Origin of the sequence: Streptomyces sp. BBFR102, from assembly GCF_051397025.1 — a bacterium.
In the GTDB taxonomy this organism is placed as follows: Bacteria; Actinomycetota; Actinomycetes; order Streptomycetales; family Streptomycetaceae; genus Streptomyces.
On sequence record NZ_CP195757.1, the window covers coordinates 1,315,671 to 1,341,183 of the forward strand.

General features: G+C 73.8%; 27 protein-coding genes. 13 read left to right on the forward strand and 14 right to left on the reverse strand.

Annotated features, from left to right (window positions below; all coding sequences use genetic code 11):
- Positions 1-118: 118 nt before the first annotated feature.
- Entirely contained in the window at positions 119-742 is a 624-nt protein-coding gene (locus ACSLIC_RS05955; RefSeq protein WP_436736633.1) for a TetR/AcrR family transcriptional regulator, read from the forward strand.
- A gap of 79 nt (positions 743-821) precedes the next feature.
- On the opposite strand, the gene ACSLIC_RS05960 is transcribed toward ACSLIC_RS05955, so the two are convergent.
- The 4 genes from ACSLIC_RS05960 to glnA all read right to left on the reverse strand — a co-directional run bounded on the left by ACSLIC_RS05960 (position 822) and on the right by glnA (position 4,006).
- A complete protein-coding gene (locus ACSLIC_RS05960) occupies positions 822-1,193 on the reverse strand; it encodes a hypothetical protein (RefSeq protein ID WP_436736634.1) in 372 nt (123 codons plus the stop codon).
- A 14-nt stretch (positions 1,194-1,207) separates the two neighbouring features.
- Positions 1,208-1,597, reverse strand: coding sequence for a tetratricopeptide repeat protein (locus ACSLIC_RS05965; RefSeq protein ID WP_436740283.1), 390 nt, complete (start codon positions 1,595-1,597; stop codon positions 1,208-1,210).
- The gene (locus ACSLIC_RS05970; RefSeq protein WP_436736635.1) at positions 1,480-1,902 is read right to left on the reverse strand and encodes a helix-turn-helix transcriptional regulator; all 423 of its coding nucleotides are present in this window, start codon (positions 1,900-1,902) and stop codon (positions 1,480-1,482) included. Before ACSLIC_RS05970 ends, ACSLIC_RS05965 begins: the two co-directional genes overlap by 118 nt.
- A gap of 742 nt (positions 1,903-2,644) precedes the next feature.
- Positions 2,645-4,006, reverse strand: coding sequence for a type I glutamate--ammonia ligase (glnA, locus tag ACSLIC_RS05975; protein WP_436736636.1), 1,362 nt, complete (start codon positions 4,004-4,006; stop codon positions 2,645-2,647).
- A 176-nt stretch (positions 4,007-4,182) separates the two neighbouring features.
- Between glnA and ACSLIC_RS05980 the strand changes: the two genes are divergently transcribed.
- The 5 genes from ACSLIC_RS05980 (at position 4,183) to ACSLIC_RS06000 (ending at position 9,525) form a co-directional block, all read left to right on the forward strand.
- On the forward strand, positions 4,183-4,851 hold the full coding sequence (locus tag ACSLIC_RS05980) for a DUF3105 domain-containing protein (protein WP_436736637.1): 669 nt from the start codon (positions 4,183-4,185) through the stop codon (positions 4,849-4,851).
- The gene (locus ACSLIC_RS05985; protein ID WP_436736638.1) at positions 4,848-5,471 is read left to right on the forward strand and encodes a DUF305 domain-containing protein; all 624 of its coding nucleotides are present in this window, start codon (positions 4,848-4,850) and stop codon (positions 5,469-5,471) included. Before ACSLIC_RS05980 ends, ACSLIC_RS05985 begins: the two co-directional genes overlap by 4 nt.
- A 42-nt stretch (positions 5,472-5,513) precedes the next feature.
- Positions 5,514-5,981 (forward strand): hypothetical protein, encoded by a 468-nt coding sequence (locus ACSLIC_RS05990; protein WP_436736639.1) that lies wholly within the window; start codon positions 5,514-5,516, stop codon positions 5,979-5,981.
- A gap of 93 nt (positions 5,982-6,074) precedes the next feature.
- Entirely contained in the window at positions 6,075-7,664 is a 1,590-nt protein-coding gene (locus ACSLIC_RS05995) for a multicopper oxidase family protein (protein WP_436736640.1), read from the forward strand.
- A 106-nt stretch (positions 7,665-7,770) separates the two neighbouring features.
- Entirely contained in the window at positions 7,771-9,525 is a 1,755-nt protein-coding gene (locus ACSLIC_RS06000; protein ID WP_436736641.1) for an NAD+ synthase, read from the forward strand.
- Positions 9,526-9,623: 98 nt separating this feature from the next.
- Here ACSLIC_RS06000 and ACSLIC_RS06005 read toward each other — a convergent pair whose 3' ends face one another.
- The gene (locus ACSLIC_RS06005) at positions 9,624-10,649 is read right to left on the reverse strand and encodes an endonuclease/exonuclease/phosphatase family protein (RefSeq protein WP_436736642.1); all 1,026 of its coding nucleotides are present in this window, start codon (positions 10,647-10,649) and stop codon (positions 9,624-9,626) included.
- 334 nt (positions 10,650-10,983) lie between these two features.
- Here ACSLIC_RS06005 and panB point away from each other — a divergent pair, with 334 nt between their 5' ends.
- Both panB and ACSLIC_RS06015 read left to right on the forward strand, forming a co-directional pair.
- The gene (gene panB / locus ACSLIC_RS06010) at positions 10,984-11,850 is read left to right on the forward strand and encodes a 3-methyl-2-oxobutanoate hydroxymethyltransferase (protein ID WP_436736643.1); all 867 of its coding nucleotides are present in this window, start codon (positions 10,984-10,986) and stop codon (positions 11,848-11,850) included.
- A gap of 223 nt (positions 11,851-12,073) precedes the next feature.
- Positions 12,074-12,862, forward strand: coding sequence for a site-2 protease family protein (locus tag ACSLIC_RS06015; protein WP_436736644.1), 789 nt, complete (start codon positions 12,074-12,076; stop codon positions 12,860-12,862).
- Positions 12,863-12,868: 6 nt separating this feature from the next.
- Here ACSLIC_RS06015 and ACSLIC_RS06020 read toward each other — a convergent pair whose 3' ends face one another.
- The 3 genes from ACSLIC_RS06020 to ACSLIC_RS06030 all read right to left on the reverse strand — a co-directional run bounded on the left by ACSLIC_RS06020 (position 12,869) and on the right by ACSLIC_RS06030 (position 14,224).
- Positions 12,869-13,057, reverse strand: a complete 189-nt coding sequence (locus ACSLIC_RS06020) for a hypothetical protein (RefSeq protein ID WP_436736645.1) — start codon at positions 13,055-13,057, stop codon at positions 12,869-12,871.
- A gap of 110 nt (positions 13,058-13,167) precedes the next feature.
- Positions 13,168-13,884, reverse strand: coding sequence for an NADPH-dependent F420 reductase (gene npdG / locus ACSLIC_RS06025; protein WP_436736646.1), 717 nt, complete (start codon positions 13,882-13,884; stop codon positions 13,168-13,170).
- Between the two features lie 91 nt (positions 13,885-13,975).
- A complete protein-coding gene (locus ACSLIC_RS06030) occupies positions 13,976-14,224 on the reverse strand; it encodes a hypothetical protein (RefSeq protein WP_436736647.1) in 249 nt (82 codons plus the stop codon).
- An 86-nt stretch (positions 14,225-14,310) separates the two neighbouring features.
- Here ACSLIC_RS06030 and map point away from each other — a divergent pair, with 86 nt between their 5' ends.
- Positions 14,311-15,168 carry a type I methionyl aminopeptidase gene (gene map, locus ACSLIC_RS06035; RefSeq protein ID WP_436736648.1) on the forward strand — a complete coding sequence of 286 codons (858 nt, stop codon included), beginning with the start codon at positions 14,311-14,313 and terminating at the stop codon, positions 15,166-15,168.
- A 206-nt stretch (positions 15,169-15,374) separates the two neighbouring features.
- Entirely contained in the window at positions 15,375-16,037 is a 663-nt protein-coding gene (locus tag ACSLIC_RS06040; RefSeq protein ID WP_436736649.1) for a heme oxygenase (biliverdin-producing), read from the forward strand.
- Positions 16,038-16,083: 46 nt separating this feature from the next.
- Here the strand turns inward: ACSLIC_RS06040 and ACSLIC_RS06045 are convergent, their stop codons facing one another.
- Positions 16,084-16,740, reverse strand: a complete 657-nt coding sequence (locus tag ACSLIC_RS06045; RefSeq protein WP_436736650.1) for a PhzF family phenazine biosynthesis protein — start codon at positions 16,738-16,740, stop codon at positions 16,084-16,086.
- A 221-nt stretch (positions 16,741-16,961) separates the two neighbouring features.
- Between ACSLIC_RS06045 and ACSLIC_RS06050 the strand changes: the two genes are divergently transcribed.
- On the forward strand, positions 16,962-17,936 hold the full coding sequence (locus tag ACSLIC_RS06050; protein ID WP_436740284.1) for a hypothetical protein: 975 nt from the start codon (positions 16,962-16,964) through the stop codon (positions 17,934-17,936).
- Between the two features lie 208 nt (positions 17,937-18,144).
- On the opposite strand, the gene ACSLIC_RS06055 is transcribed toward ACSLIC_RS06050, so the two are convergent.
- Together ACSLIC_RS06055 and ACSLIC_RS06060 are read right to left on the reverse strand one after the other, a co-directional pair.
- Positions 18,145-18,873, reverse strand: coding sequence for a bifunctional DNA primase/polymerase (locus ACSLIC_RS06055; RefSeq protein ID WP_436740285.1), 729 nt, complete (start codon positions 18,871-18,873; stop codon positions 18,145-18,147).
- 166 nt (positions 18,874-19,039) lie between these two features.
- Positions 19,040-19,672: a TetR/AcrR family transcriptional regulator gene (locus tag ACSLIC_RS06060; protein WP_436736651.1), complete on the reverse strand. Its 633-nt coding sequence runs from the start codon at positions 19,670-19,672 to the stop codon at positions 19,040-19,042.
- A gap of 174 nt (positions 19,673-19,846) precedes the next feature.
- Between ACSLIC_RS06060 and ddaH the strand changes: the two genes are divergently transcribed.
- On the forward strand, positions 19,847-20,662 hold the full coding sequence (gene ddaH / locus ACSLIC_RS06065; RefSeq protein ID WP_436736652.1) for a dimethylargininase: 816 nt from the start codon (positions 19,847-19,849) through the stop codon (positions 20,660-20,662).
- Between the two features lie 22 nt (positions 20,663-20,684).
- Here ddaH and ACSLIC_RS06070 read toward each other — a convergent pair whose 3' ends face one another.
- From ACSLIC_RS06070 to ACSLIC_RS06080, 3 genes are all read right to left on the reverse strand, one after another.
- Entirely contained in the window at positions 20,685-21,713 is a 1,029-nt protein-coding gene (locus ACSLIC_RS06070; protein WP_436736653.1) for a small ribosomal subunit Rsm22 family protein, read from the reverse strand.
- A 48-nt stretch (positions 21,714-21,761) separates the two neighbouring features.
- The gene (locus ACSLIC_RS06075; protein ID WP_436736654.1) at positions 21,762-22,775 is read right to left on the reverse strand and encodes a serine hydrolase domain-containing protein; all 1,014 of its coding nucleotides are present in this window, start codon (positions 22,773-22,775) and stop codon (positions 21,762-21,764) included.
- Positions 22,776-22,900: 125 nt separating this feature from the next.
- Entirely contained in the window at positions 22,901-24,253 is a 1,353-nt protein-coding gene (locus tag ACSLIC_RS06080; protein WP_436736655.1) for a multidrug effflux MFS transporter, read from the reverse strand.
- 200 nt (positions 24,254-24,453) lie between these two features.
- Here ACSLIC_RS06080 and ACSLIC_RS06085 point away from each other — a divergent pair, with 200 nt between their 5' ends.
- Positions 24,454-25,476 carry a Gfo/Idh/MocA family protein gene (locus ACSLIC_RS06085; protein ID WP_436736656.1) on the forward strand — a complete coding sequence of 341 codons (1,023 nt, stop codon included), beginning with the start codon at positions 24,454-24,456 and terminating at the stop codon, positions 25,474-25,476.
- The last annotated feature ends 37 nt before the right edge of the window (positions 25,477-25,513 follow it).

Genomic DNA, 25,513 nt, shown 5'->3' on the forward strand with positions numbered 1-25,513 from the left:
CGCAACCTCCGGAGGTGATGAGCAGATGATGTGACTGATGCACCTTACATGCACACTGGGCAAGTTTGCTCACCCTGCAATAATGCCCATTGGGTAATGAGTGAGTAATATCCGCCCCATGGACAGCACCGAGGAGCCCCCGGCGGCCACCCCCGACGCACCGGTCGGCCTGCGTGAACGCAAGAAGGCCGCCACCCGCCAGGCCGTCCACGAGGCGGCGATGCGGCTCACCCGCGAGCACGGCCTGGACCACGTGACGGTGGAGGCCATCGCCGACGCCGCCGGCATCTCCCGGCGTACCTTCTCCAACTACTTCGCCGGCAAGGAGGACGCCGTCCTCTTCGGCCGGGAGCAGTACCTCCAGCACCTCCTCGACTCGGTACGCGAACGGCCCGCCGAGGAGACCAACTGGCAGGCCCTGCGCGCCGCCGCCCTGGTCCTGCGCGCCGCCCGCCTCGACCCCCCGCGCCGCGAATGGGCCCAGCAGACCCGCCTCGCGATGAGCCACCCCTCCCTGCTCGGCCGCCAGCTCGGCACCCTCGCCACCCTCGAACGCGACCTGGCCGCCGCCCTCGCCGCCCGCAGCCCCACCGACCCGGTCCGCGCCCGCGTCATGGCCGCCGCCTTCCTCGTCGCCCTGCGCCTCGCCATGCAGCTCTGGATCGAGGAGGACGAAGAGGCCGAGGACCCCATGGAACTGATGGTGATCACCATGGACGAGATGGGCGAACGCTTCGTCTGACCGCACACGAAAGGGGGGTGGGCGCGCGTTCACGCGCGCCCACCCCCCTTTCGCTTCGGGCTTTCAGCATCCACCCCGCTCAACTCTGCGGGACATGCCTCTCGATCGCCTCGAAGATGTCGGCGTCGGTCTCCTGCTGCCACTTCGGCAGCTCGGCCCGGTCGGCCACATATCCGGGCTTCGGCTCCTCGAAGTGCTTGTACATCTGAGCCGTCCAGCACGTGGCGACGAACCGCCCCTTCTGCTCCCGCGAAAGCCGCCCCGCCTTCCCCGCACTCACCTCCACGAACTGCCTCACCTGTGCCGACACGGCCCCGGCAGCCTCCCGCTCCCACTCCGGAGTCCCCTCCCACGGCGTGACATAACCCGCCTTCGGCTCCCCAGGGAAATGCCGCCGCACCCCGGCGATCCAGCTCTCCCGGAACAACCGGGCCCCTTCAACTTCCGACATACCTGCCCCTCTCGTCACGACGTCCCCAGCACGGCGATCTCCGCACCCAGCCCGGCCACCCGACGATCCTCCTCCAGGGAGCCCAACTCGCCACGCAGAGCGTGGAGTCTACGAACCACGTAACCCGAACCCGTAGCCCGAGCCAGCCCCACCGCCTCACCCCCGTACGCCACCACCTGCTCCGCATCACCCCGCCGCACGCCGACGACCGCGAGATCGGTGAGGACCGCACCCCGCCTCCGGTACGAGTGCCCGGCCGCAAGATCCGACTGCTTCAACGCGCCCGTCAGAGTCTCTTCCGCCAGGTCGAACCGCCCGAGCTGCACGTAACGCGCTCCCCGCTCCTCCGAGAGCCGCGCCCCGTCGAACCGCAGCCACCCACCGTTGGCACTGTCCCCGCCCAGCTCACGCACGGTCTCAGCCTTCGTTCGAAAGCGCGACGCACCATCTCGTCGGAGTCTCCCGCTGTCGGGGATTCCTCGGTCTGGCACCGAGCGGTCTCCTGGACCCTAGCGGCAGGCATCGCCAGGAGGCAGTCCAACTCGTCCAGGCCGAGCCCGAGAGCGTTGGCGAGTCCTCTCCGCTGCGGCGGCTGAGGGAAGACCCTGCCACTCTCCCAACGCCCCACCGTCGTACGGTCCACGCCGAGCAAGTGCGCCGGCTTCTCCTGGCTGTAGCCCCTAGCTCTACGTCGCTCCGCCAGTCCCATGCGCCCATCCTTCCCCCGAATCCGGTGCTCTCGGGCGGCTTGCACGGATCTGCGTCAAGAGTGCCGCGGAAGTGCCGTGGCCGTCCGGTACTCCGCGCTATTTCCTGATCACAGGCCAGGAAAGGTCCGGCGAAAGGAAAGGGAACCGCCTTGACCATGGGAAAGCGGACTGCTATGACACGGAAGGTCTCCCGGGACTCCGGCCGCACATGGGGGCCGGTGACGGTGGTGCAGGTCGAAGCGGACGGTCCTGTCCCGGTTGCCGTCGGCGAGTTCCCGCCTTGCACGTGCAGCCGGTGCACCGCATGTGCGGAAGCGGACGCCACCCCCGTCCGGGGCTCCGCATCATGACCAGGTGTCCGCACTGGCGCCGCGTACCGCCAGGCCTGGCCGACGAAGCCCGGGCTCGGACCGCATCAGGATGCGTCGATGCGGCCGTACCGTGCCAACTCGCCGCTTCGCACGCGGGCAGCGAGCACTACGGCTTCCTGGACGAGACGGATCGCGGTACCGCCCTCTGACTGCGCTGGAGCAGAGCCGACCAGGTCTCCTTGGTCGCCCGCACCGACTGCCCCGGCACCGGTCCACTTCCCCACGGAGACGCCTGCTGCCTGTTCGCAGGCCACCCCGGCCCCCGCACCTGGGAGGACGGTCATCCGGCCGAGCCGCCCACACCTCACTGAGGCCCGTGCTCGGCGAGCACGGGCCTGACCGGCGTCCGGGGGACGGGACCGGCGCGCCCCTACAGCACCGGCAGCAGGTTCTTCAGCTCGAACGCCGTCACCTCTGACCGGTACTCCTCCCACTCCTGCTTCTTGTTGCGCAGGAAGAAGTCGTACACGTGCTCGCCCAGGGTTTCGGCGACGAGTTCGCTGCGTTCCATGAGGGAGATGGCCTCGCCCAGGTTCTGCGGGAGGGGTTCGATGCCCATGGCGCGGCGTTCGGCGTCGGAGAGGGCCCAGACGTCGTCGTCGGCGCCCGGGGGGAGTTCGTAGCCCTCTTCGATGCCCTTGAGGCCGGCGGCGAGGAGGACGGCGTAGGAGAGGTACGGGTTGGCGCCGGAGTCGAGGGAGCGGACCTCCACGCGGGCCGAGCCGGTCTTGCCGGGCTTGTACATCGGGACGCGGATCAGGGCCGAGCGGTTGTTGTGGCCCCAGCAGATGTACGAGGGGGCCTCGCCGCCGGCGCCGGCGGAGCGGGCCGAGCCGCCCCAGATGCGCTTGTAGCTGTTGACCCACTGGTTGGTGACGGCGGAGATCTCGGCGGCGTGGCGCAGCAGGCCGGCGATGAAGGAGCGGCCCACCTTGGAGAGCTGGTACTCGGCGCCGGACTCGTAGAAGGCGTTGCGGTCCCCCTCGAAGAGGGAGAGGTGGGTGTGCATGCCGGAGCCCGGGTACTCCGAGAAGGGCTTGGGCATGAAGGTCGCCTGCACGCCCTGTTCCAGCGCGACCTGCTTCATGACCAGGCGGAAGGTCATGATGTTGTCGGCGGTGGAGAGCGCGTCGGCGTAGCGGAGGTCGATCTCCTGCTGGCCGGGGGCGCCCTCGTGGTGGCTGAACTCGACGGAGATGCCCATCGACTCGAGCATGGTGATCGCCTGGCGGCGGAAGTCCATGCCGACGTTCTGCGGGGTGTGGTCGAAGTAGCCGGAGCTGTCGGCGGGGATCGGGCGGGAGCCGTCCACCGGCTTGTTCTTCAGCAGGAAGAACTCGATCTCCGGGTGGGTGTAGAAGGTGAAGCCCAGGTCGGAGGTCTTGGCCAGGGCCCGCTTGAGGACGTAGCGCGGGTCGGCGAAGGACGGCGAGCCGTCGGGCATCAGGATGTCGCAGAACATGCGGGCGGTGCCGGGGGCCTCCGCGCGCCACGGCAGCACCTGGAAGGTGGCCGGATCGGGCTTGGCGATCATGTCGGACTCGTAGACGCGGGCGAAGCCCTCGATGGCGGAGCCGTCGAAGCCGATGCCCTCGTCGAACGCCTGCTCCAGCTCGGCCGGGGCCACGGCGACCGACTTGAGGAAGCCGAGGACGTCGGTGAACCACAGGCGCACGAACCGGATGTCGCGCTCCTCCAGCGTACGAAGCACGAACTCCTGCTGCTTGTCCATAGCTACATCCTTGCAGTTCAGACGGTCTGTGCGCCACCGCCCAGCGTGTGGGTGCCCCACCAGTATCACGGCCAGGGGTTTCGGCCAGATTACGGGCAGCGGTATGGCCTCGGACACCCCGCTCCCCCTTACGATCAGCGGGCCCGCCCGCCCCACGATCGCGTAAAGGACACATCATGGGTTCGACCAGGAACACCCCCGGGTCCGCCGAGGACCGCCGTGCTCGCATCCAGCGCATGCGCGCGGGCGAGCAGGCCCGTGAGCGCCGCAACCGCCTGCTCCTCATAGGCGTCAGCACGCTGGTCGCGGTCGGGCTGATAGGCGGGGGCGGGTACTTCTTCCTCCAGAAGGCGGACGAGAAGGAGCAGGCGGAGGCGGCGGAGAAGGAACAGGCGGAGAAGCCGGTCAAGGGCGAGAAGGCGTGGAAGGCCGAGGAGCTGGGCCGCGACCACGTCACGACGCCGGTCTCGTACCCGATGACCCCGCCGGTGGGCGGTGACCACAACCAGGTCTGGATGAACTGCGACGGCGACGTGTACGAGAAGGCGATACCGGAGGTCAACGCCGTCCACTCGCTGGAGCACGGAGCCGTCTGGGTGACCCACAACGGCGACGCCGACCCGGCCGACATCGACAAGTTCGCCGAGCGCGTCAAGGCCACCCCGTACTCGCTGATGAGCCCGGTGGAGAAGCAGCAGGGCGCGCTGATGCTGAGCGCCTGGGGCAAGCAGGTGACCGTGGACAGCGCGGACGACCCGCGCGTCGCGCAGTTCTTCACCAAGTACGTGCAGGGCCCGCAGACGCCCGAGCCGGGCGCCGCCTGCACGGGGGGCCTCGCCTCGTGAGGCCCCGTACGGCGCTCGCGGCGGGCGCGGCGGCGGTGCTGGTCGCCCTCGGTTCGGTGGCCGCGGTGGCCGCCGCCGGGGGCGAGGAGCCGGCCCCCGCGCCCGCCGTCCCGGCGGCGGACTCGGCCGACGCCGGGTTCGCCCGGGACATGGCCGTCCACCACCAGCAGGCGGTGGAGATGTCGTTCGTCGTCCGGGACAGCACCGACGACGAGGAGATCCGCACCCTCGCCTACGACATCGCCAACACCCAGGCCAACCAGCGCGGCATGATGCTGGGCTGGCTGGACCTGTGGGGGCTGCCGAAGGTCTCCGAGGAGGCGCCGATGGCCTGGATGGGGATGCGGCACAGGCCGGGGAAGGACGGCGCGCTGATGCCGGGGATGGCGACCAAGGCCGAGCTGGAACGGCTGCGGAAGACCGGGGGTGAGGCCGCCGAGATCCTCTACCTGCGGCTGATGACCGCCCACCACAAGGGCGGCGTCCACATGGCCGAGGGATGCGTCAGCGCCTGCGTGGTCGGTCCCGAGCAACGGCTGGCCAAGGGGATGGTGGACGCCCAGCGGTCGGAGATCGCCCTGATGGCGGAGCTGCTGCGCAAGCGGGGCGTACGCGACTAGGGGCTGTCCGACCCCATACCCGGGAGGGGTAGGCTGCCGCCCATGCGGACGAGGACGGTGGCCGGGCGGGCGGGACGCCTGTTGCTGCTCGCCGCCCTGCTCCTCGGCGTCCTCACCATGCACACGCTCGGGCATCCGGCCGGGGACCACGGTGGTGCGCACAGCGGTGCGCGGGGGCCGGGTACGGTCACGGCGGCCGGGGCGCGGCCTCCCGCCGCCCACGAGCCCCCGCCCGGCGCCGCCGAGGAGGCCCGCTCCCCCGCCGTCGCCGGGGCCCCGGCGAGCCCCGCCGACTCCCCCTTGCCCGGCACCGACCCCCTGTCGGTCTGCCTGGCCGTACTCGCCGCGCTCACCCTGGGCCTCCTGCTGCGCGCCGGGGGCCTGCGGTGGCGGGGGGCCGCCGCAGGCGCCGCCCCGCGCGTACCGCTCGCCGGCCGCCGGGGCGCCCAGTGGCCGATAGCGCCGCCCACCCGTCTCACCCTCGCCCGCCTGTCGGTCCTGCGGATCTAGGCCCGCCGGAACCGCCGCCTCCCGCCCGCGCCGGAGGCGCGTCTCCGCACGCCTCGCCCACCGCACACCACCGACGACGAAGGTGACTTCCCCATGCGTACACCCACGCGCCGCTCGCTCCTCGGCGCCGGACTCGGCCTGGCCGGGACCGGGCTGCTGGCCGCCTGCTCCTCCTCCGGCGGGACCCGCTCCGACCACGGCCCGGGGGCCGCGACCGGTGCCGACGACTGGATCGACCCGGCGGGCCGCGAGGTCGCGGACGCCGAGCGGGCACGGGCCGGCGGCGGCCGGGTCCGCGAGGTCCGGCTGACCGCGGCCGAGACCCGGCTCGACCTCGGCCCCGTCACCGTCCCGACCTGGGCCTACGGCGACCGGCTGCCCGGCCGCGAGGTGCGGGTCACCGCCGGGGACACCCTGGCGCTCACCCTCGCCAACCATCTGCCCGAGGCGACCTCGCTGCACTGGCACGGCCTGGCCCTGCGCAACGACATGGACGGAGTCCCCGGGCTGACCCAGAAGGACGTACGCCCCGGCGCCGACTTCACGTACCGCTTCACCGTGCCGCACCCGGGGACGTACTGGTTCCACCCGCACAGCGGGACGCAGCAGGACCGGGGGCTGTACGCCCCGCTGATCGTGGAGGACCCGAAGGAGCCGCTCGCCTACGACCACGAGTGGGTCGTCGTGGTGGACGACTGGGTCGACGGCGTGGAGGGGTCCACGCCGGACGGGGTTCTCGCCGAGTTGAGCCGGGGCATGGCGTCCGGCATGGACCACGGCTCCGACGACGGGGAGGGCGGCGGCCACAGCGGGCACGGCGGGCCGGCGCGGACCGAGGAGCCGCCCGGGCCCTCGCGGATGATGATGGACGCCCGCAGCGACCTGCTCGGCGGCGACGCCGGGGACGTGAGGTACCCGTACCACCTGGTCAACGGGCGGACGGTCGAGGACCCCGAGGTGTTCCGGGCGAAGCCGGGCGACCGGATCAGGATGCGGCTGGTCAACGCCGGCGGGGACACCGCCTACCGGGTGGCGCTCGGCGGGCACCGGATGACGGTGACGCACAGCGACGGGTTCCCGGTGGAGCACGCCGGGACGGACGCGCTGCTGCTCGGCATGGGCGAGCGGTACGACGTGCTGGTGACGGCGGGCGACGGGGTCTTCGCGCTGACCGCGCTGGCCGAGGGGAAGGACGCCACCGCCCGGGCCCTGCTGCGTACCGGCGGCGGGTCGGCGCCGAAGGCCGGGGCGCGGCCGAAGGAACTGGACGGGAAGGTGCTGACCGCCGGCCGGCTGACGGCGGACCCGTCGGCGGCGCTGCCCGCCCGCTCCCCTGACCGGACGGTGCGGTTCCAGCTGACCGGGGGGATGGCCGCGTACGACTGGGCGTTCAACGGGCGGCCCTACCAGGCGTCCGAGCGGTACCCGGTGCGGGCCGGGGAGCGGGTGCGGCTGGTCTTCAGCAACGCGACCGACATGTGGCACCCGCTCCACCTGCACGGCCACACCTTCGCGCTCTCCTCGGCGAAGGGCGGGCCGCGCAAGGACACCGCGGTGATCCTGCCGCACCAGACCCTGACCGCCGATTTCGACGCGGACAACCCGGGGCTGTGGATGCTGCACTGCCACAACGTCTACCACGCCGAGGCGGGGATGATGACGGTCCTCGGCTACCGCCGCTGACCTGCTCGGACCGTGGGTCCCGTACGGCTCCCCGCGCCCGCCGCGCGCGGGGAGCCGCCGCGCCTCCCGGCGACATCGCGTCGTTGTGACGATTACACTGGCGGGCGTGCATCGACTACGACTCGCCCTGAACCAGATCGACGCCACCGTCGGCGACCTCCACGGCAACGCCGACGCCGTCGTCCACCGGACCCGCGAGGCGGCCGAGCGGGGCGCGCATCTCGTGGCGTTCCCCGAGATGATCCTCACCGGCTACCCGGTCGAGGACCTCGCGCTGCGCTCGTCGTTCGTCGAAGCCTCCCGGTCGGCGCTGGTGGCGCTGGCCGCGCGCCTCGCCGACGAGGGCCTCGGCGACCTGCCCGTGGTCGTGGGCTACCTGGACCGCTCCAGCGCCCAGCCCCGCTACGGCCAGCCCGCCGGCGCCCCGCAGAACGCGGCGGCGGTGCTGCACCGGGGCGAGGTGGCCCTCTCCTTCGCCAAGCACCACCTGCCGAACTACGGCGTCTTCGACGAGTTCCGCTACTTCGTGCCCGGCGACACCATGCCGGTGATCCGGGTGCGCGGCGTCGACGTCGCCCTCGCCATCTGCGAGGACCTGTGGCAGGAAGGCGGCCGGGTGCCGGCGGCCCGGGCGGCGGGCGCGGGCCTGCTGCTCTCCGTCAACGCCTCACCGTACGAGCGGGAGAAGGACGACACCCGCCTGGAACTGGTCCGCAAGCGCGCCCAGGAGGCCGGCTGCGTCACCGCCTACGTGGCGATGACCGGCGGCCAGGACGAGCTGGTCTTCGACGGCGACACCATCGTGGTGGACGCCTCCGGCGCCGTACTGGCCCGCGCCCCGCAGTTCGCCGAGACCCAGCTCGTGCTCGACCTGGACCTCCCCGCCGCCGCGGCCGACGCGCCGAACGGCGTGGTGGACGACGGGCTGCGCATCGACCGCGTGGTCCTCTCCGGGGAGCCGGTGGCCGAGCCGGGCCCGGTGGAGTACCCGGGCACGATCGTCCCGCCGCTCGACGACGACGAGGAGGTCTACCGCGCCCTGGTCACCGGCCTGCGCGCCTACGTCCGCAAGAACGGCTTCCGTTCCGTGCTGATCGGCCTCTCCGGCGGCATCGACTCGGCGCTCACCGCGGCCCTCGCCGTGGACGCGATCGGCGCCGAGCACGTCTACGGCGTCTCGATGCCCTCGAAGTACTCCTCGGAGCACTCCAAGGACGACGCGGCCGAACTGGCCCGGCGCACCGGGCTGCACTACCGGACCGTCTCCATCGCCCCGATGTTCGACGCCTACATGGGGCAGCTGGGGCTGACCGGCCTGGCCGAGGAGAACCTCCAGTCGCGGCTGCGCGGCACCACGCTGATGGCCGTCTCCAACCAGGAGGGCCAGATCGTGCTGGCCCCGGGCAACAAGTCGGAGCTGGCGGTCGGCTACTCGACCCTCTACGGCGACTCGGTCGGCGCCTACGGCCCCATCAAGGACGTCTACAAGTCGACCGTCTTCCGGTTGGCCCGCTGGCGCAACAAGGTGGCGGCCGAGCGCGGCGAGACCCCCCCGATCCCGGAGAACTCCGTCACCAAGCCGCCCAGCGCCGAGCTGCGCCCGGGCCAGGTCGACACCGACTCGCTGCCCGACTACGACGTGCTCGACGCGATCCTCGCCCGCTACGTCGACCGGGACGAGGGGCGGGAGGAGATCCTGGCGGCCGGGTTCGACGCGGACACCGTCACCCGGGTGCTGAGGCTGGTCGACAACGCCGAGTACAAGCGGCGGCAGTACCCGCCGGGGCCCAAGATCTCCGCCAAGGGCTTCGGCAAGGACCGCCGGCTGCCCATCACCAGCCGCTGGCGCGAGTCGGGCTGAGGGCTGGCCCGTCCTCGGGCGCCCCGTACACGGCGGAGGGGCTGCCGGGAGATCACCACTCCCGGCAGCCCCTCCGCCGTGTGCGGGCCGGGCAGCCCCTAGCCGAAGCTGATCCGGGCCGCTATCGGCAGGTGGTCGCTGGCGGTGCGCGGCAGGGTCCAGGAGGAGACGGGCTCGACGCCCTGGACCATGATCTGGTCGATCCGCGCCATCGGGAAGGCGGCCGGCCAGCTGAAGCCGAAGCCGTTCCCGGCGGCGCCCTGGGTGGAGCGCATCTGGGAGGTCACCGGGGAGAGGGCCCGGTCGTTCATGGTGCCGTTGAGGTCGCCGAGGAGGACCACGCGGTCCAGCTCCTCCCTGCGGATGGCCACGCCCAGCGCCTCGGCGCTGTTGTCGCGCTGCCCGGCGGTGAACCCGGCGTCGACCTTGACCCGTACCGAGGGGAGGTGGGCGACGTAGACGGCGAGCGGGCCCGAGGGGGTGTCGACGGTCGAGCGCAGCGCGCGGGTCCAGCCGAGTTTGATGTCGACCGGCTCGGTGCCGCTCAGCGGGTACTTGCTCCACAGGCCCACGGTGCCCTCGACGGCGTGGTGCGGGTAGGTGGGGGCGAGCGCCTCGCGGAGGGCGGGAACCACGTCGGGGCTCAGCTCCTCCAGGGCGAGGACGTCGGCGCCGGAAGCGGCGACGTCGCGGACGGTGGCGGCGGGATCGGGGTTGTCGGCGTTGACGTTGTGGGTGGCGACGGTGAGGTCTCCGCCGGTGGCGGACTTGTCGGTGACCAGGCCGCCGAAGAGGTTGAGCCAGACCACCGAGGGCAGCAGCACCGCGATCAGCGCGGTGGCCGAGCGGCGCACCAGCCCGGCCACCAGCAGCACCGGCAGGGCGAGGCCGATCCAGGGCAGGAAGGTCTCACCGAGGCTGCCCAGGCTGCCGATCGAGTTGGGGATGCGCGCGTGGCCGACCATGACCAGCGCGAGGAGGATCGCGAGGGCCGCGAGGACGAGCCCGCGCCGCCAGGGTCCCCGGTGGTGCCGCAGACGGCGGGCGAAGGAGCGGAGGCGCGATTCGGGGTGCCCCTGCTCGCGGCCGTCGCTGTCCGGTTCCGTCCTGTACGCCTGCGCCATGCCGTCGTCGCCTCGCTGCCTGTTCCACGCCGTCTCCACCCCGACCCTAGGGGATGAGCGGCGCCCTTCCGTGCCGCCCACGACGGCGGTTTCCTCCCCGGACGACGGATGGCGCCGACCGCGTGGTTCCGCGGTCCCGCACGGGACGGGGGGCTGTGACAGAACGGGCACAGTTACGCTCGGTAGCGGCCGGAATCCGCCGTCGCACTGTCTGCCACGTCACGTCCCCCGCCCGGCCCCCACGTCTTCCCGTCCGCCCCGCACGGGTGCCACCATGGAGGGGAGTCCGGGGACACCGTCAGGGTGCCTCGAGATGACAGAAGGAGCCGTTGCGATGACGCAGCTTCCGGCTGCCCCCACGCAGTCCACCGCCGATCCCAAGGCGCTCTACGGCGGGACATCCACCCGCCGGGTCACCGTCCACGACATCGCCCGCGCCAAGGAGCGCGGCGAGAAGTGGCCCATGCTCACCGCCTACGACGCGATGACCGCCTCGGTCTTCGACGAGGCGGGCATCCCCGTCCTGCTCGTCGGCGACTCGATGGGCAACTGCCACCTCGGGTACGACACCACGGTGCCGGTCACCCTCGACGAGATGGCGCTCCTCTCCGCGGCCGTGGTGCGCGGTACCCGGCGCGCCATGATCGTCGCCGACCTGACCTTCGGGTCCTACCAGGAGGGGCCCGTACAGGCCCTGCGCACCGCGACCCGGCTGGTCAAGGAGGCGGGCGTGGGCGCGGTGAAGCTGGAGGGCGGCGAGCGCTCGTACGAGCAGATCCGGATGCTGGTCGAGGCCGGTATCCCGGTGATGGCCCACATCGGCCTCACCCCGCAGTCCGTCAACGCCATGGGCTACCGCGTGCAGGGCCGTGGCGAGGAGGCCGCGCAGCAACTGCTGCGGGACGCCAAGGCGGTGCAGGACGCGGGCGCCTTCGCGGTCGTGCTGGAGGCGGTACCGGCCGAGCTGGCCGCCGAGGTCACCGGCGTGCTCCAGATCCCGACGGTCGGCATCGGCGCGGGCGCCGGGACCGATGCGCAGGTCCTGGTGTGGACCGACGCCTTCGGGCTCACCCCGGGCAAGGCGCCCCGCTTCAGCAAGAAGTACACCGATCTGCGGGCGATCATGACGGCGGCCACCAAGGAGTTCGCCGACGAGGTCGTGGGCGGTGCCTTCCCGGCGGAGGAGCACACCTTCCACTGACCGGCGCCTCCGTCCCGGCACCGGTGTCCCCCCACCGGTGCCGGGGCGGTCCCGGTGCCGCCGCCGGCGGGCCCGCCCACGCGTCCGCCGGGCCGTGCGGCCCGGCGCCGGCCCGACTCCTCCCCGGTGTCGGGCCGGTGTCGTCCCGCCGGGCGGGCCCTGGACCGTACGGTGGGGCGTCCGGGCGGCTGCCGCGTCCGGGCAGCCGAGAAGGGAGTGCCGCGTGCCGACGTCCCCGCCCTCCGCCGACCGGCGGATCAGTCCGGTCTTCCTCGCCCTCACGGCCGTGACGGCGGCCGCGGGGTGGGGTGTGTGGGCGGGCGTCCCGGCGGTGGGGCTCGCCGTCTTCCTCTTCGTGACCGGCGCCTGGGTGGTCTCGCTCTGCCTCCACGAGTACGCGCACGCCCGCACCGCGCTGCACAGCGGGGACATCTCGGTGGGCGCCAAGGGCTACCTCACGCTGAACCCGCTGAAGTACACCCACGCCCTGCTCAGCATCGTGCTGCCGGTGCTCTTCGTGATCCTCGGCGGCATCGGGCTGCCCGGCGGGGCGGTCTTCATCGAGCGGCGCCGCGTCCGGGGCCGCTGGCGGCACTCGCTGATCTCGGCGGCGGGACCGCTGGCCAACGCGGTCTTCGCGGTGGTCTGCGCGGCGCCGTTCTGGCTGGGCGCGCTGGACGGGGTGCCGCCGTACTTCCGGTACGCGCTCGGGTTCCTGGCGCTGCTCCAGCTGACGGCGGCGATCCTGAACTTCCTGCCGGTGCCGGGGCTGGACGGCTACGGCGTGCTGGAGCCCTGGCTGTCGCCGAAGGTGCGCCGCCAGGTCGAGCCCTTCGCGCCGTACGGCCTGCTCGCGGTCTTCGCGCTGCTGTGGGTCCCGGAGGTCAACGGGGCCTTCTTCGGCCTGGTGGACGCGGTCCTCGGCGGGCTCGGGGTGAGCGAGTGGGACACGTACCGGGGCCGGCGGCTCTACCAGTTCTGGCGGGGCGCCGGCGAGGTGCCGGCCGGCTGAGCGGGGTCAGGCGCCGGCGGTCTGCCGCTGTCGCTGGACCTTGGCGCGGCGCAGGTAGTACCAGGCCATGTTGGAGGAGAGGCCGGCCATGAGCACCCAGAGGATGCCGATCCACTGGCCCTGGACGAAGGAGACCACGGCGGCCGCCACGGTGAGGACGCAGACGGCGAGGGCGTACAGAGCGAGGCGGGGCATGGGGGCGGCTCCTGTCGGGCGGCGTGGTACGGGCGCCGTCCAGTGTCCCCCATGCCCTCTGTGCCCCGTTCGCCGGACCCGCCGGCAGGGGCGCGGACGGGCCGCGCAGGTCAGATGTCGGTGACGCGGACCCCGGCGTGCGCCTTGTAACGGCGGTTGACCGAGATGAGGTTGGCGACGAGCGACTCGACCTGGTGGGCGTTGCGCAGGCGGCCCGCGAAGACGCCGCGCATGCCGGGGATGCGCCCGGCGAGGGCCTGGACGAGGTCGGTGTCGGCGCGGGACTCGCCGAGGACCATCACGTCGGTGTCGATGGAGGTGACGGCCGGGTCCTGGAGGAGGACGGCCGAGAGGTGGTGGAAGGCCGCGGTGACCCGCGACCCGGGGAGCAGGGCGGCGGCCTGCTCGGCGGCGCTGCCCTCCTCGGGGGTGAGGGCGTAGGCGCCCTTCTTGTCGAAGCCGAGCGGGTTGACGCAGTCGACGACGAGCTTGCCCGCCAGCTCCTCGCGGAGCCCCTCCAGGGTCTTGGCGTGGCCGTCCCAGGGCACGGCGACGATGACGATGTCGCTGCGGCGAGCGCACTCGGCGTTGTCGGCGCCCTCGACGCCGTGGCCGATTCCGGTCGCGGCGGCCTGGGCGCGCTCGGCGGCGCGGGAGCCGATGATCACGCGCTGGCCGGCCTGGGCGAGGCGGTAGGCGAGGCCGCGCCCCTGGTCGCCGGTGCCGCCGAGGACGCCGACGACGAGCGAGGAGACGTCGGGGAGGTCCCAGGGGTCCTTGGCGGGGGCCTTCTTGGGGGCGTCGCCCGCGGAGTCGTGAGTTGTCATGGGGGCGACCCTACGTGCTGGTGGGCGAGGGGGTGGCGGTGAGCCCCGGACCTCATGTCCGGGGCCGCGCCCGCGCTCGTGGGGCCGGATGTCAGGCGGCTGCCGGGCCCTTGCCGCCGTCGTCCCCGTCGCCACCCCTGTCGTGCCAGCGGGGATCGTTCTCCCAGTTCTGGTTGCGCTCGGCGGCGATGCGCATGGCGTTCTCCGCCTCCTGCCGTGAGGGGTACGGGCCCAGGCGGTTCTTCGCCGGGCACTGCGGGCCCTCCTCGACGGTGCCGTGTTCGAGGCAGTAGTACCACTCGCCGGGCCTGCCTGCCGCGCGCTTCCTGAACAGTGCCATGAGGGCTCCCTCGCTTCCTTCCGCCGCCGCTGTGCGGCCCGTATGAGGGCCATGTTGCCCGAGCCGGACTGGCTACACTCGTCGGCATGTCTGGCCAGTCGACGCTCGTACCAGGGGAGATCTCTCCCACCCGCCCCGTGCCCGGGAACATCCGGCGCCCCGAGTACGTGGGCCGGCCCGCGCCCACCCCGTACACCGGCCCCGAACGGCAGAGCCCCGAGACCGTCGAGGCGATGCGGACGGCGGGCCGGATCGCGGCCCGGGCGATGGCGGCCGCGGCCGAGGCCATCGCGCCGGGGGTGACCACCGACGAACTGGACCGGATCGCCCACGCCTACATGGTCGACCACGGCGCGTACCCGTCGACGCTGGGTTACCGGGGCTTCCCCAAGTCGCTGTGCACCTCGGTCAACGAGGTGATCTGCCACGGCATCCCCGACTCCACGGTGCTGCGCGACGGCGACATCATCAACCTGGACGTCACCGCCTACATCGGCGGGGTGCACGGCGACACCAACGCGACCTACCTGGTCGGCGACGTGGACGAGGAGTCGCGGCTGCTGGTGGAGCGGACCCGGGAGTCGCTGAACCGCGCCGTCAAGGCGGTCCGCCCGGGGCGCCAGATCAACGTCATCGGCCGCGTCATCGAGTCGTACGCCAAGCGGTTCGGCTACGGGGTGGTGCGCGACTTCACCGGTCACGGCATCAACACCTCGTTCCACTCCGGCCTGATCATCCCCCACTACGACTCCCCCAACGCGACCACCGTGATCGAGCCGGGGATGACCTTCACCATCGAGCCCATGCTCACGCTCGGCACGCACACCTACGACATGTGGGACGACGGCTGGACCGTGGTGACGAAGGACCGCAGGCGCACGGCCCAGTTCGAGCACACCCTGGTGGTCACGGACTCCGGGGCGGAGATCCTGACGCTTCCCTGAGCGGACAGCGCGAGGCGAGGGGCGGTTCCGGCGAGGCCGGGGCCGCCCCTTCGGCATGGGCGAAGGCGGTCGACCCGGGGAGGTTTTGCCGACCCGATGTCGGGAACTTTACCGACGAGCAGTCGGCAAACTGTTGACTTAGGCAAGCCTAAGTCGAATGATGGGCGCAGTTTCCACCCCCTCACTTCACGCTCCGGAGGTCCGCCGTGGACACCCCGCCCGTCCCCTTCTCGACGCTCATCCGCAACGCCTCGCACGAGCAGCACACCGAGGCGGAGACCAGCACCTTCATGAGCGACATGCTCGGCGGCCGGCTCGGCGTGGAGGCGTACGCCCGGTACACCGAGCAGCTCTGGTTCGTGTACCGGGCCCTGGAGGAGGGCGTCGCCGCCCTGGCCGACGACCCGGTGGCGGGCCCCTTCGTCCAGCCCGAGCTGGAGCGCACCGCAGAGCTGGAGCGCGACCTGGCCCACCTGCGCGGCGAGGGCTGGCAGCAGCGCGCCACCGCCCTTCCCGCCACCGCGGCCTACGCCGGACGGGTGAGGGAGTGCGTGCGAACCTGGCCCGGCGGCTTCGTCGCCCACCACTACACGCGCTACCTCGGCGACCTCTCCGGCGGCCAGATCATCCGCGGCACCGCCGAGAAGACCTGGGGCTTCGCCCGCAAGGGCGACGGTGTGCGGTTCTACGTCTTCGAGGCGATAGGCAACCCGGCCGCCTTCAAGCGCGGCTACCGCGAACTGCTCGACGCCCTGCCCGTCGACGACCTGGAGAAGCAGCGCGTGGTCGACGAGTGCAAGCGCGCCTTCGCGCTGAACACGGCCCTCTTCCGCGAGCTGGGCCAGGAGTTCCCGCTCAGCGCCGCCTGACCGCCGCCCTGAACCTCGAAGCCCCGCGTACACGGCGTGGGGCGGCTCAGGGCCGTACGGTCCCGGCCATCTCGACGCGACCGCCGACCTCCACCGTGCCGTCGCGCTGGGGGGCCGTCAGGAGCTGGGAGCCGCGCCCCTGGCTGATGTTGAGGGCGCGGCCGAGCCGGGCGGTGAGCAGCAGGGCGGCGGCCCCGGTGGCCTCGTCCTCGTCCACCCCGTCGCCCCGGCCGGGGAAGGCCCGGGCCCGGACCCGCCCCGCCACCTCCTCGCTCCACGCCCAGGCGTAGACCCACTCCCCCGGCGGCGGCACCGGAAGCCTGTCGACCTCGTCCGGGTCGCCGTACTCCCGCAGGGTGCGCGGCGGGGCCCATTCCGGGCGCGCCTCGATCCAGGTGAACTCGCCGTCCTGGCGGGCCGCCACCACCCCGGCGCCGGTGACCAGTTCGGGGATGTCCAGCAGCCAGGCGGCGCCGACGCAGGGGTGGCCGGCGAAGGGGAGGCGCAGGCTCGGGGTCCAGATGTCGACGAGGCCGCGTTCGGGGTCGTCGACGAAGACGGTCTCGCTGTAGCCGAGCCGGGCGGCCAGCGCGCGCCGCTCCCCGTCCCCCGGGAACCGGGAGCCGTCGCGGACCACGCCCAGCCGGTTGCCGTGCCGGCCGTCGGGCCCGCAGAAGACCCTCAGTACGTCGATGTGCGTCACCGGGAAATTGAAACACCGCCGGGCACCCGCTCCGTGCCGCACCCCCTGGGCGCACGGAGGGCCGCGGCAGGTTCCGCGGCACGCGCCCCGGGGCACGGGGCGCGCGCCTCCCGTCCGGGGGGCGCCCGGCCTGTGTACGCCGGGCGGCTGCCGGGCCGATAGGGTTCGGGCCCGGACGTGGAGAGGGAAGGCGGTCGCAAGGGATGAGCAGGCGGCGGGGGTTGGCTCTGTCGGCGGCGGTTTCGGCACTGGCGCTGGCGGCGAGCGGATGCGTCACCGTCCACGGCGAACTGGAGGTCGTCCCCGCCGCCACGAAGCGCGAGGCGGCCCGGGTACTGGCGGAGTTCACCGACGCGTACAACGCCGGGGACAAGGCGTACGACCCGAAGCTGAGCGCTGGTCACGTGACCGGCGCGCTCGGCGAGATCAACCAGGCCGCCCTGCGGGCCAAGGGCAAGAACACGCCGGGCGGCAATCCGCGCCACAACCCGCTGGAGCTGACCGACGCCCGCTTCCTCGTCCCGGCGAAGGCCGGGTGGCCGCGCTGGTTCCTCGCGGACACCGACAGCAACCGGGACGTGGACGACGACCCGAGGCAGGACACCCGCTGGTTCGTCGCCTTCGTCAAGAGCGGGCCCGACGCGCGGTGGAAGGCGGCCTACCTCTCGATCCTCACCCCGGACGAGATACCGGAGTTCTCGGAGGACCCGCAGGGGCACGCGGTGCCGGTGGCGCCGGACGCCGACGGCCTCGCCGTCGCTCCGGGACGGCTGAGCAAGGAGTACGCCGGCTTCCTCGGCGAGGGCGGGGAGCTGTTCGCCGACGGGCAGCACACCTCCGACTGGCGGGCGCAGCGCGAGGCCACCGCCGACCGGCCGGGGCGCACCACCCAGTGGGTCGACCAGCCGCTGGACAAGGGGGACTTCGCGCCGCTGGCGCTGCGGACGCAGGACGGCGGGGCCATGGTGCTCTTCACCACGCGGCACTTCGAGAAGCAGACGGCCGCCCGGGGGGTGCCGCTGACGGTGCGGCCCGAGGTCGCGGCTCTGCTCAAGGGGCAGATCAAGCGGGCGGTGACCCTGGAGCGGGTCTCCAACCAGGTCGTCACCGTGCCTGGGCGCGATGACGCCGACTCCGAGGGGCGGGTCGCCTTCCTCAACCGGATCGAGGGGCTGACCGGGGCGGTCGGGCAGTAGCGCCCGCGGCGGGCAGGGCTGGGCTCGACCCCGGGACGGGGTGGCGCGCCGGGACTCCGGCGCGGGTCACTGCCGGCCTCAAGCGCCGGCCGGGCGGGGAATGGCCGGGCTGAGGCGTGGCGTGCGGGCAGCCGTCTGCCGGTCGCCGACGGCCTCACACACCGGTCCGAGCCGGGAACGGCCGGGCTGAGGATGGCCGGCAGGCGGGTCAGCGGCCCAACGGCCAAGCTGTGGTGGGGTCGTGTTCGCCGGTGTGGCGGGCGCTGGCGTCGGTGAGGCGTTCGAGGAGGGTCAGGGGGTCGGGGAGGGGGTGTTCGGGACCGCGTACCCAGGTGACGCCGGGGCCCTCGCCCGGGAGGCGGGCCGGGGGGACCAGGACGTAGCTGCCCCGGCAGTGCCAGCGCAGGCCGGGTGAGTCGTCGTCGGTGTCGGGGTGGGCGTCCAGCTCGCAGGGCCACCACTCGTCCTCGTCCTCGGGGGTGCCCCGGGTCATGGTGAAGAAGAGCATCCGGCCGTCGCCCGTCTCGGCGACCGGGCCGACCTCCACCCCGTCGGCCAGCAGCGCTTCCAGGGCCTCGCGGCCCGCCTGGAGGGGGACGTCGAGGACGTCGTGGACCATGCCGGTGGCGGTGATGAAGTTGGCCTCGGGCTGGTGCCGGGCCCAGCGCTCGATCTGGCCCCGGTCGGTGGTCGACTGGGTCTGCCAGGCGAAGGAGACCGGATGCCGGGCGGGGGTGGGGCAGCCGATGCGCGCGCAGGAGCAGAGGTACCCCTCGGGGTGGGCGGCGGGCGCCAGGGGCAGTCCTGCCTCGGCGGCGGCCAGCAACAGCTCCTCACGCCGGGCGGCCTCGTCGCCCGGGTCCTGCTTCGGCCGCCGGTGCAGCCACTGGGAAAACCTGCCCTGTCCGCCGGTGCGACGGCTGAACTCCGCGCCCATCAATCCCCTCACCTCGACATCGTGCGCTCCATGGTGCCACTTCCCCGGGCGCGGGGCGGCCGGGGAGACGCCGGAGGGTACCGGGCACGGAGGCGTGGGGGGCGCACGACGGCGCAGTCAGGGCTCGGGGAGGCGCGCGGGCAGCGCACCCGGCGGGGCCGGCGGGTCAGGCTCCCCGCAGGCCGCCGAGGACGTGGTCGACGAGGGCGTCGGCGTAGCCGTGGTCGAGCGGGCCGGTGCCCATCAGCCAGCGGTAGGTGAGCGGCGCCACCAGGAGGTCGGTGGCAATCGCCACCTCGGCGTCCGCGCCGATCTCCCCGCGCTCCCGGGCGGTGGCGAGCCGGGCCCCGTAGAGCTGGAGGCCGGGGGCGAGGGCCTGCTCCAGGAAGCGGGCGCCGAGCTGCGGGTTGAGGATGCCCTCGGCGCAGAGCGCGCGGGCGGGGTCGGCGTACGCGGGGTCGTTCAGCTCGTCGACGGTGGCCCTCAGGACCAGTTTCAGGTCGGCGGCGAGGTCGCCAGTGTCCGGGAAGGCGGGGGCGTCGGGGCCGGCCTCGGGGTGGACCGCGGAGCGGTGGGCCAGGTCGAGGAAGGCTTCGAGGACCACATCGCCCTTGGAGGGCCACCAGCGGTAGATGGTCTGCTTGCCGACGCCGGCGCGGGCGGCGATGGCCTCGATGGTGAGCTTGGCGTACCCGGTCTCGGAGACGAGGGCGAGAGCCGACTCGTAGATCGCGCGGCGGGAGCGGTCGCTGCGGCGGCTGGCGTCGGGGGTCGTGGCGGGGGCGGCCTTCTCAGACATGTCCGCCAATGTAGCAGCGACGACGAGGCGATACGTGCCGTCTCACCACCCCGCGCACCACAGCGAGAGCGGGTGATTGCCGCGCGTCGGGTACGCGCGGGGAGTTCACGGGCAGACCATGGCGACAGGGCCGCCGACCGGGCGGGCCCTTCGCCCGTGAGGACAGGAGTCCCCTTGCCTCGTCATGCCGCGGCCCGCCGCTACCTGATGTGCCGGCCTCAGTACTTCACCGTCGCCTACGCGATCAACCCCTGGATGAACCCGGCCAAGCCGGTCGACGTCCCGCTGGCCGTGGCCCAGTGGGAGGACCTGCGCGACCGCTACCGCGCCTTCGGCCACACCGTGGAGGAGCTGGAGCCGCACCCGGCCCTGCCCGACATGGTCTTCGCCGCCAACGGCGCGACCGTGGTGGACGGCCGGGTCCTCGGCGCCCGCTTCGCCCATCCGGAGCGGGAGGCCGAGGCGGCGGCGCACGCGGCCTGGTTCCGCGCCCGCGGGTTCGGCGAGCCGGTGGAACCCCTCCACGTCAACGAGGGCGAGGGCGACTTCGCCGTCACCCGGAACTGGCTGCTGGCCGGCCGCGGCTTCCGCACCAGCCCGCTGGCGCACGCCCAGGCCCAGGAGGTGCTGGGGCGGCCGGTGATCGGGCTGGACCTGGTCGACCCGCGCTACTACCACCTGGACACCGCGCTGGCCGTCCTGGACGACCGGACCGACGAGATCATGTACTACCCGGACGCCTTCTCCCCGGGCAGCCGAGCGGTGCTGCGGCGGCTGTTCCCCGACGCGCTCATCGCTCGAGAGCAGGACGCGGCCGTCCTCGGGCTCAACGCGGTCTCCGACGGGGCGCGGGTCTTCCTGCCGCAGGCCGCGCAGGGGCTGTTCGGGCCGCTGCGGGAGCGCGGGTTCGAGCCGGTCGGCATGGACCTGGGCGAGCTGCTCAAGGGCGGCGGCAGCGTGAAGTGCTGCACCCAGGAACTGCGGGGCTGAGCGGCGGCGGGCCCCGCCCTCGTCAGGGGGCGGGGTCCTCGCGGGGCGGCCAGGGGTCGCCCCAGGCCGTGTCGCGGGCGGCGCGGTAGAGCGGCCCCTGCCGCTTGGTGACGGTCTGGCGGCTCAGCTCCTCGGTGTCCCGGCAGAGGTCGAGGAGGACCAGGCCCTTGCGGGTCTGCGGCCTGCGGACGACCCGGGCGGCGGCCGGGCCGGGCCGGAAGCGGGTGGCGGCCACGTAACTGAACTTCTCGTCCTCCCAGGCCAGGGAGGCGCCCTTGACCTGGCGGTGCAGGGAGGAGCGGCTGACCCGGGCGGCGAAGTGGCACCAGTCGGCACCCTCCTCGATGGGGCAGGCGGCGCTGTGCGGGCAGGGCGCGGCGACGTGGAACCCGGCGGCGATCAGGCGGTCCCGGGCCTCGATGATCCGCCGGTGGCCGTCCGGGGTGCCGGGCTCGACGACGGCGACCGCCTCGGCGGCGCCCGCGGCGGCGTCCACGACGGCGGCGCGGTCGGCGGGGGTCAGCTCGCCGAGTACGTAGGAGACGGTGACCAGGCCGGACTGCGGGACGTCGAGGGCGGCGTCGATCCGGGCCCGGCGCCACCGGGCGTCGCGCAGCGCGGCCGAAGGGGCGCGGGCGGCCAGTTCGCGGCCGAGGGCGAGGGCGGGCTCGGCCCAGTCGAGCACGGTGACGGGCCGGGGGGCCGCGTCGGCCGGGTCGGGCCAGATGTCGGCGGCGGCCCAGACGGCGGCGCCGGTGCCGCCGCCGATGTCGGTGTGGCCCGAGGGGGTCCAGTCGGGCACGGCGTCGGCGAGCGCCCCGAGCACGGCCCGGTCGGCCTCGAAGGTGGCGGGCATCCGGTACGCGGCGTAGGCGACCACGTCGGAACGGTCGCGCAGGACGGGGGCGTCGGTGGGGGTGGCGCCCCGGTAGTTGGCGATGAGCCGCGCGGTGGCCTGGGCGGCCTGCCGGGGCGCAAGCCCGTCGACGAGTTCCGCGAGCGCGGCGCGGAGCGCTTCGGTGGGGGCCTGGGGGGAGAGTGGGGCGTGCACCGGGGAAGTGTACGAGGCCATGGGGCCCCCACTGGAAACGCGGCCTGGTCAGGCCCCCGGCCCCGGGGTGCGCGCGGCGCGGGCGAGCAGGGTCGCGGCAGCCGCCCGCGGGGCGGAGTCGGCCGGGCGTCGGCGGGGGTGGACGGTGTTGGCGAGCAGGACGAGGAAGGTGTCGGTGGCCCGGTCGAGGACCAGGGAGGTGCCGGTGAAGCCGGTGTGCCCGGCGGCGCCGCGCCCGGCGAGGCCGCCCATGAACCAGGGCTGGTCGATGCCGAAGCCGAGGCCGAGGCGGAACATCAGGTCGACGTAGTCGGGGCCGAGGATGCGGGCCTGTCCGTGGGCGCCGCCGGCCAGCAGGGTGCGGGCGAAGACGGCGAGGTCGCCCGCGGTGGCGAAGAGCCCGGCGTGCCCGGCGACGCCGCCGAGTGCCCAGGCGTTCTCGTCGTGGACGGTGCCGCGCACCATGCCCCGGTCGGCCTTGGCCCAGGGCCGCCGCTGGTCCTCGGTGGCGGCGGCCTCCGGGCGCGGGCCGAAGGAGGTGGCGGCCATGCCGAGCGGGCGGGTGATGCCGTCGTGGACGAGGCGGTCGAGCCCGCGGCCGGTGAGGCGTTCCAGCACGAGCTGGACGAGGAGGAGGTTGAGGTCGGAGTAGCGGGGCGGGCCGCCGGGCGCGGCGAGCGGCTTCTCGTGGCGGAGCGCGTCGAGCCGCGCGGCCCGGTCCGGCAGCTCGTACAGCGGCAGTTCGGGGCGCAGGCCCGAGGTGTGGGTGAGCAGGTGGCGCACGGTGAGCCCGGCGGCGCCGGCGGCGGTCAGCTCCGGGACGTACGCGGCGACGCGGGCGTCGATGCCGAGGGTCCCGCGCTCCATCTGCTGGACGGCGGCGACGGTGGTGAAGAGCTTGGTGAGGGAGGCGAGGTCGAAGGGGGTGTCGAGGGTGGCGGGGACGCGCCGCTCCTCGGGGAGTTCGCGGGGCGCGTCTGCCTCGGTGTCCCACCCCTCGTACCGCACGGCCCAGCCGACGGCCTCCTCGACGGCGACGTACGGGCCGCGTCCGGCGACCACGACGGCCCCGGCGCACCAGGGGCGGCGGCCCTGCGGGAGGCGGCGGACGCCTCGGACGAGTGTGCGCAGCTCGCGGGGGTCGAGCCCGGCTCGCTCGGGGGTGCCGGGGCGCAGGCGGGGGGCGCTCAGCTGTCCGCTCCTCCCGTGTGCGGCGCACCGGCCGGGATGCGGCGGGCCCGGGCGAGCAGGGCCCAGCAGGCGGCGGCGAGCAGGGCGCAGCTGAGCTGGAGGACCGCCATGGGGACGGCGGTGTGCTCGCCCGCGACGCCGACCAGTGGGGAGGCGGCGGCGCCGACCAGGAAGGAGGAGGTGCCGAGGAGGGCGGAGGCGGAGCCGGCCGCGTTCCGGGTGCGCGTCAGGGCGAGGGTGGTGGTGTTGGGGGTGACCAGGCCGAGGGCCGAGACCAGGACGAAGAGTCCGGCGGCGACGGGGACGAGGCCGACCTCGCCGAAGACGCCGAGGGTCATCAGGAGCAGGGCGAGGGCGGCGGTGGCCATCAGGGCGAGGCCGGTGGCGAGGACCTTGTCGAGGCTGACGCGGCCGACGAGGACCTTGCCGTTGAGCTGCCCGGCGCCGACCAGTCCGACCGAGTTGAGGCCGAAGAGGAGGCTGAAGGTCTGCGGGGAGGCGCCGTAGATCTCCTGGACGACGAAGGGTGAGGCGCTGATGTAGGCGAAGAGGGCGGCCGAGGCGAAGCCGGCGGTGAGCAGGTGTCCGGTGAAGGGCCGGTCGGCGAGCAGGCCGCGCATGGTGGTGAGGGTGGTCCGGAAGCCGCCGGAGTGCCGGTCCTCGGGGGCGAGGGTCTCGGGCAGTACGCGGTGGACGAGCAGGAGCAGGCCGAGGCCGATCACGGTGAGGACGCCGAAGACGCCCCGCCAGTCGGTGAACCGCAGCAACTGGCCGCCGATGAGCGGGGCGACGATGGGGGCGGCGCCGGAGATCAGCATCAGGGTGGAGAAGAAACGGGCCATGGCCAGGCCGTCGTGGAGGTCGCGGACGACGGCGCGGGCGATGACGATGCCGGCCGCCCCGGCGAGCCCCTGGACCAGCCGGAAGGTGACCAGGAGGGCGGCGTTGGGGGCGAAGACGCACAGGGCGGTGGCGAGGACGTAGAGGGCCAGCCCCGCCAGGAGCGGGCGGCGGCGGCCCCACTTGTCGCTCATCGGGCCGACCACGAGCTGCCCGAGGGCCATGCCGGCGAGGCAGGCGGTGAGAGTGAGCTGGACGGTGGCGGCCGAGGCGCCGTAGTCGGCGGTGACCGCGGGCAGCGCCGGGAGGTACATGTCCATGGAGAGCGGCGGCGTGGCGGTGAGTCCGCCGAGGACCAGGGTGACCAGGAAGCCGGTGCGGCGCAGCGCGGGGGTGGACCGGGCCGGGGCGGCGGGTCCGCGCTGCGGCGGGACGGCCCCGGGGGTCGTCCGCGCGGGGGCGGTCGGGGCGTGCTGCTCCCCTTGGGTGGTCGGGCCGCCGTCCGGCATGCTGCCTCTCCTGTACTGGGTCCGCGGGCCGGGCTGTCGCCAGACCCCCCCTATGCTCTCAGCTCGGCGAGGATGGTCGGGACCCTTTCGGCCGGGCCTGGCCGGGGGCGCTCCGGCACCGGGCGGGTGATGTCCACAACCGTCCGCCGGAGGGCGACGAGGCGGCGCCGCACGGGCGGCGTCCTGACGAGGGGCGGGGCATGGCGGAGACGGAGACCGAGACGGTGGAGGGCGGCGGCCCGGTGCCGGTGCGGTGGGGAGTGCTGGCGACGGGGGCGATGGCCGCGGCGTTCACGGAGGACCTGCGGCGACTGCCGGACGCCGAGGTGGTCGCGGTCGGTTCGCGGTCGGACGCGTCGGCCCGGAGGTTCGCGGACCGCTTCGGGATACCCCGGGCGCACGGGAGCTGGGACCGGTTCGCGGCCGACGACGGGGTGGACGTGGTCTACGTGGCGACGCCGCACAGCGAGCACCGGCGGGCGGCCGGGATGTGCCTGGAGGCGGGCCGGGCGGTGCTCTGCGAGAAGCCGTTGGCGCTCGGCGCCCGGCAGGCCGGGGAGCTGGTGGCGCTCGCCCGCGAGCGGGACGTCTTCCTGATGGAGGGCATGTGGATGTGGTGCAACCCGCTGGTCCGGCGGCTGGCGGCGCTGGTCGCCGACGGCGCGGTCGGCGAGGTGCGCACGGTCGCCGCGGACTTCGGGCTGCCGGGCCCGTTCCCGCCCGGCCACCGGCTGCTCGACCCGGCGCGCGGCGGCGGCGCCCTGCTCGACCTCGGTGTCTACCCGGTGGCGTTCGCTCAGTCGCTGCTCGGCGAGCCGGAGCGGGTGACGGCGCGGGCCACGCTCTCCGCCGAGGGCGTCGACACCCACACCTCGCTGCTGCTGGAGTGGGCGGGCGGCGCGCAGGGGCTGCTGCACTGCTCGCTGAGGGCGGACACCCCGAGGGCGGCGTCGGTGGCGGGGACCGGCGGGTGGATCGAGGTACCGGGCAGTTTCTTCCGCCCGGACCACTTCGTGCTGCACCGCCCGGGCCGCGAGCCGGAGGTGTTCCGCAGCGCGGGCGGCCTGGACGACACCTGGGCACCGCAGGCCGCGGAGGTGATGCGCTGTCTGCGGGCCGGTGAGCGCGAGTCGCCGCTGGTGCCGCTGGACGCGACGCTGGGGGTGCTGCGGACGGTGGACGCGGCCCGGGCGGAGATCGGCGTGCGGTACCCGGGCGAGTAGGACCGGTGCCCGGGCGGGCGGCCGGGGTCCGTCCCCC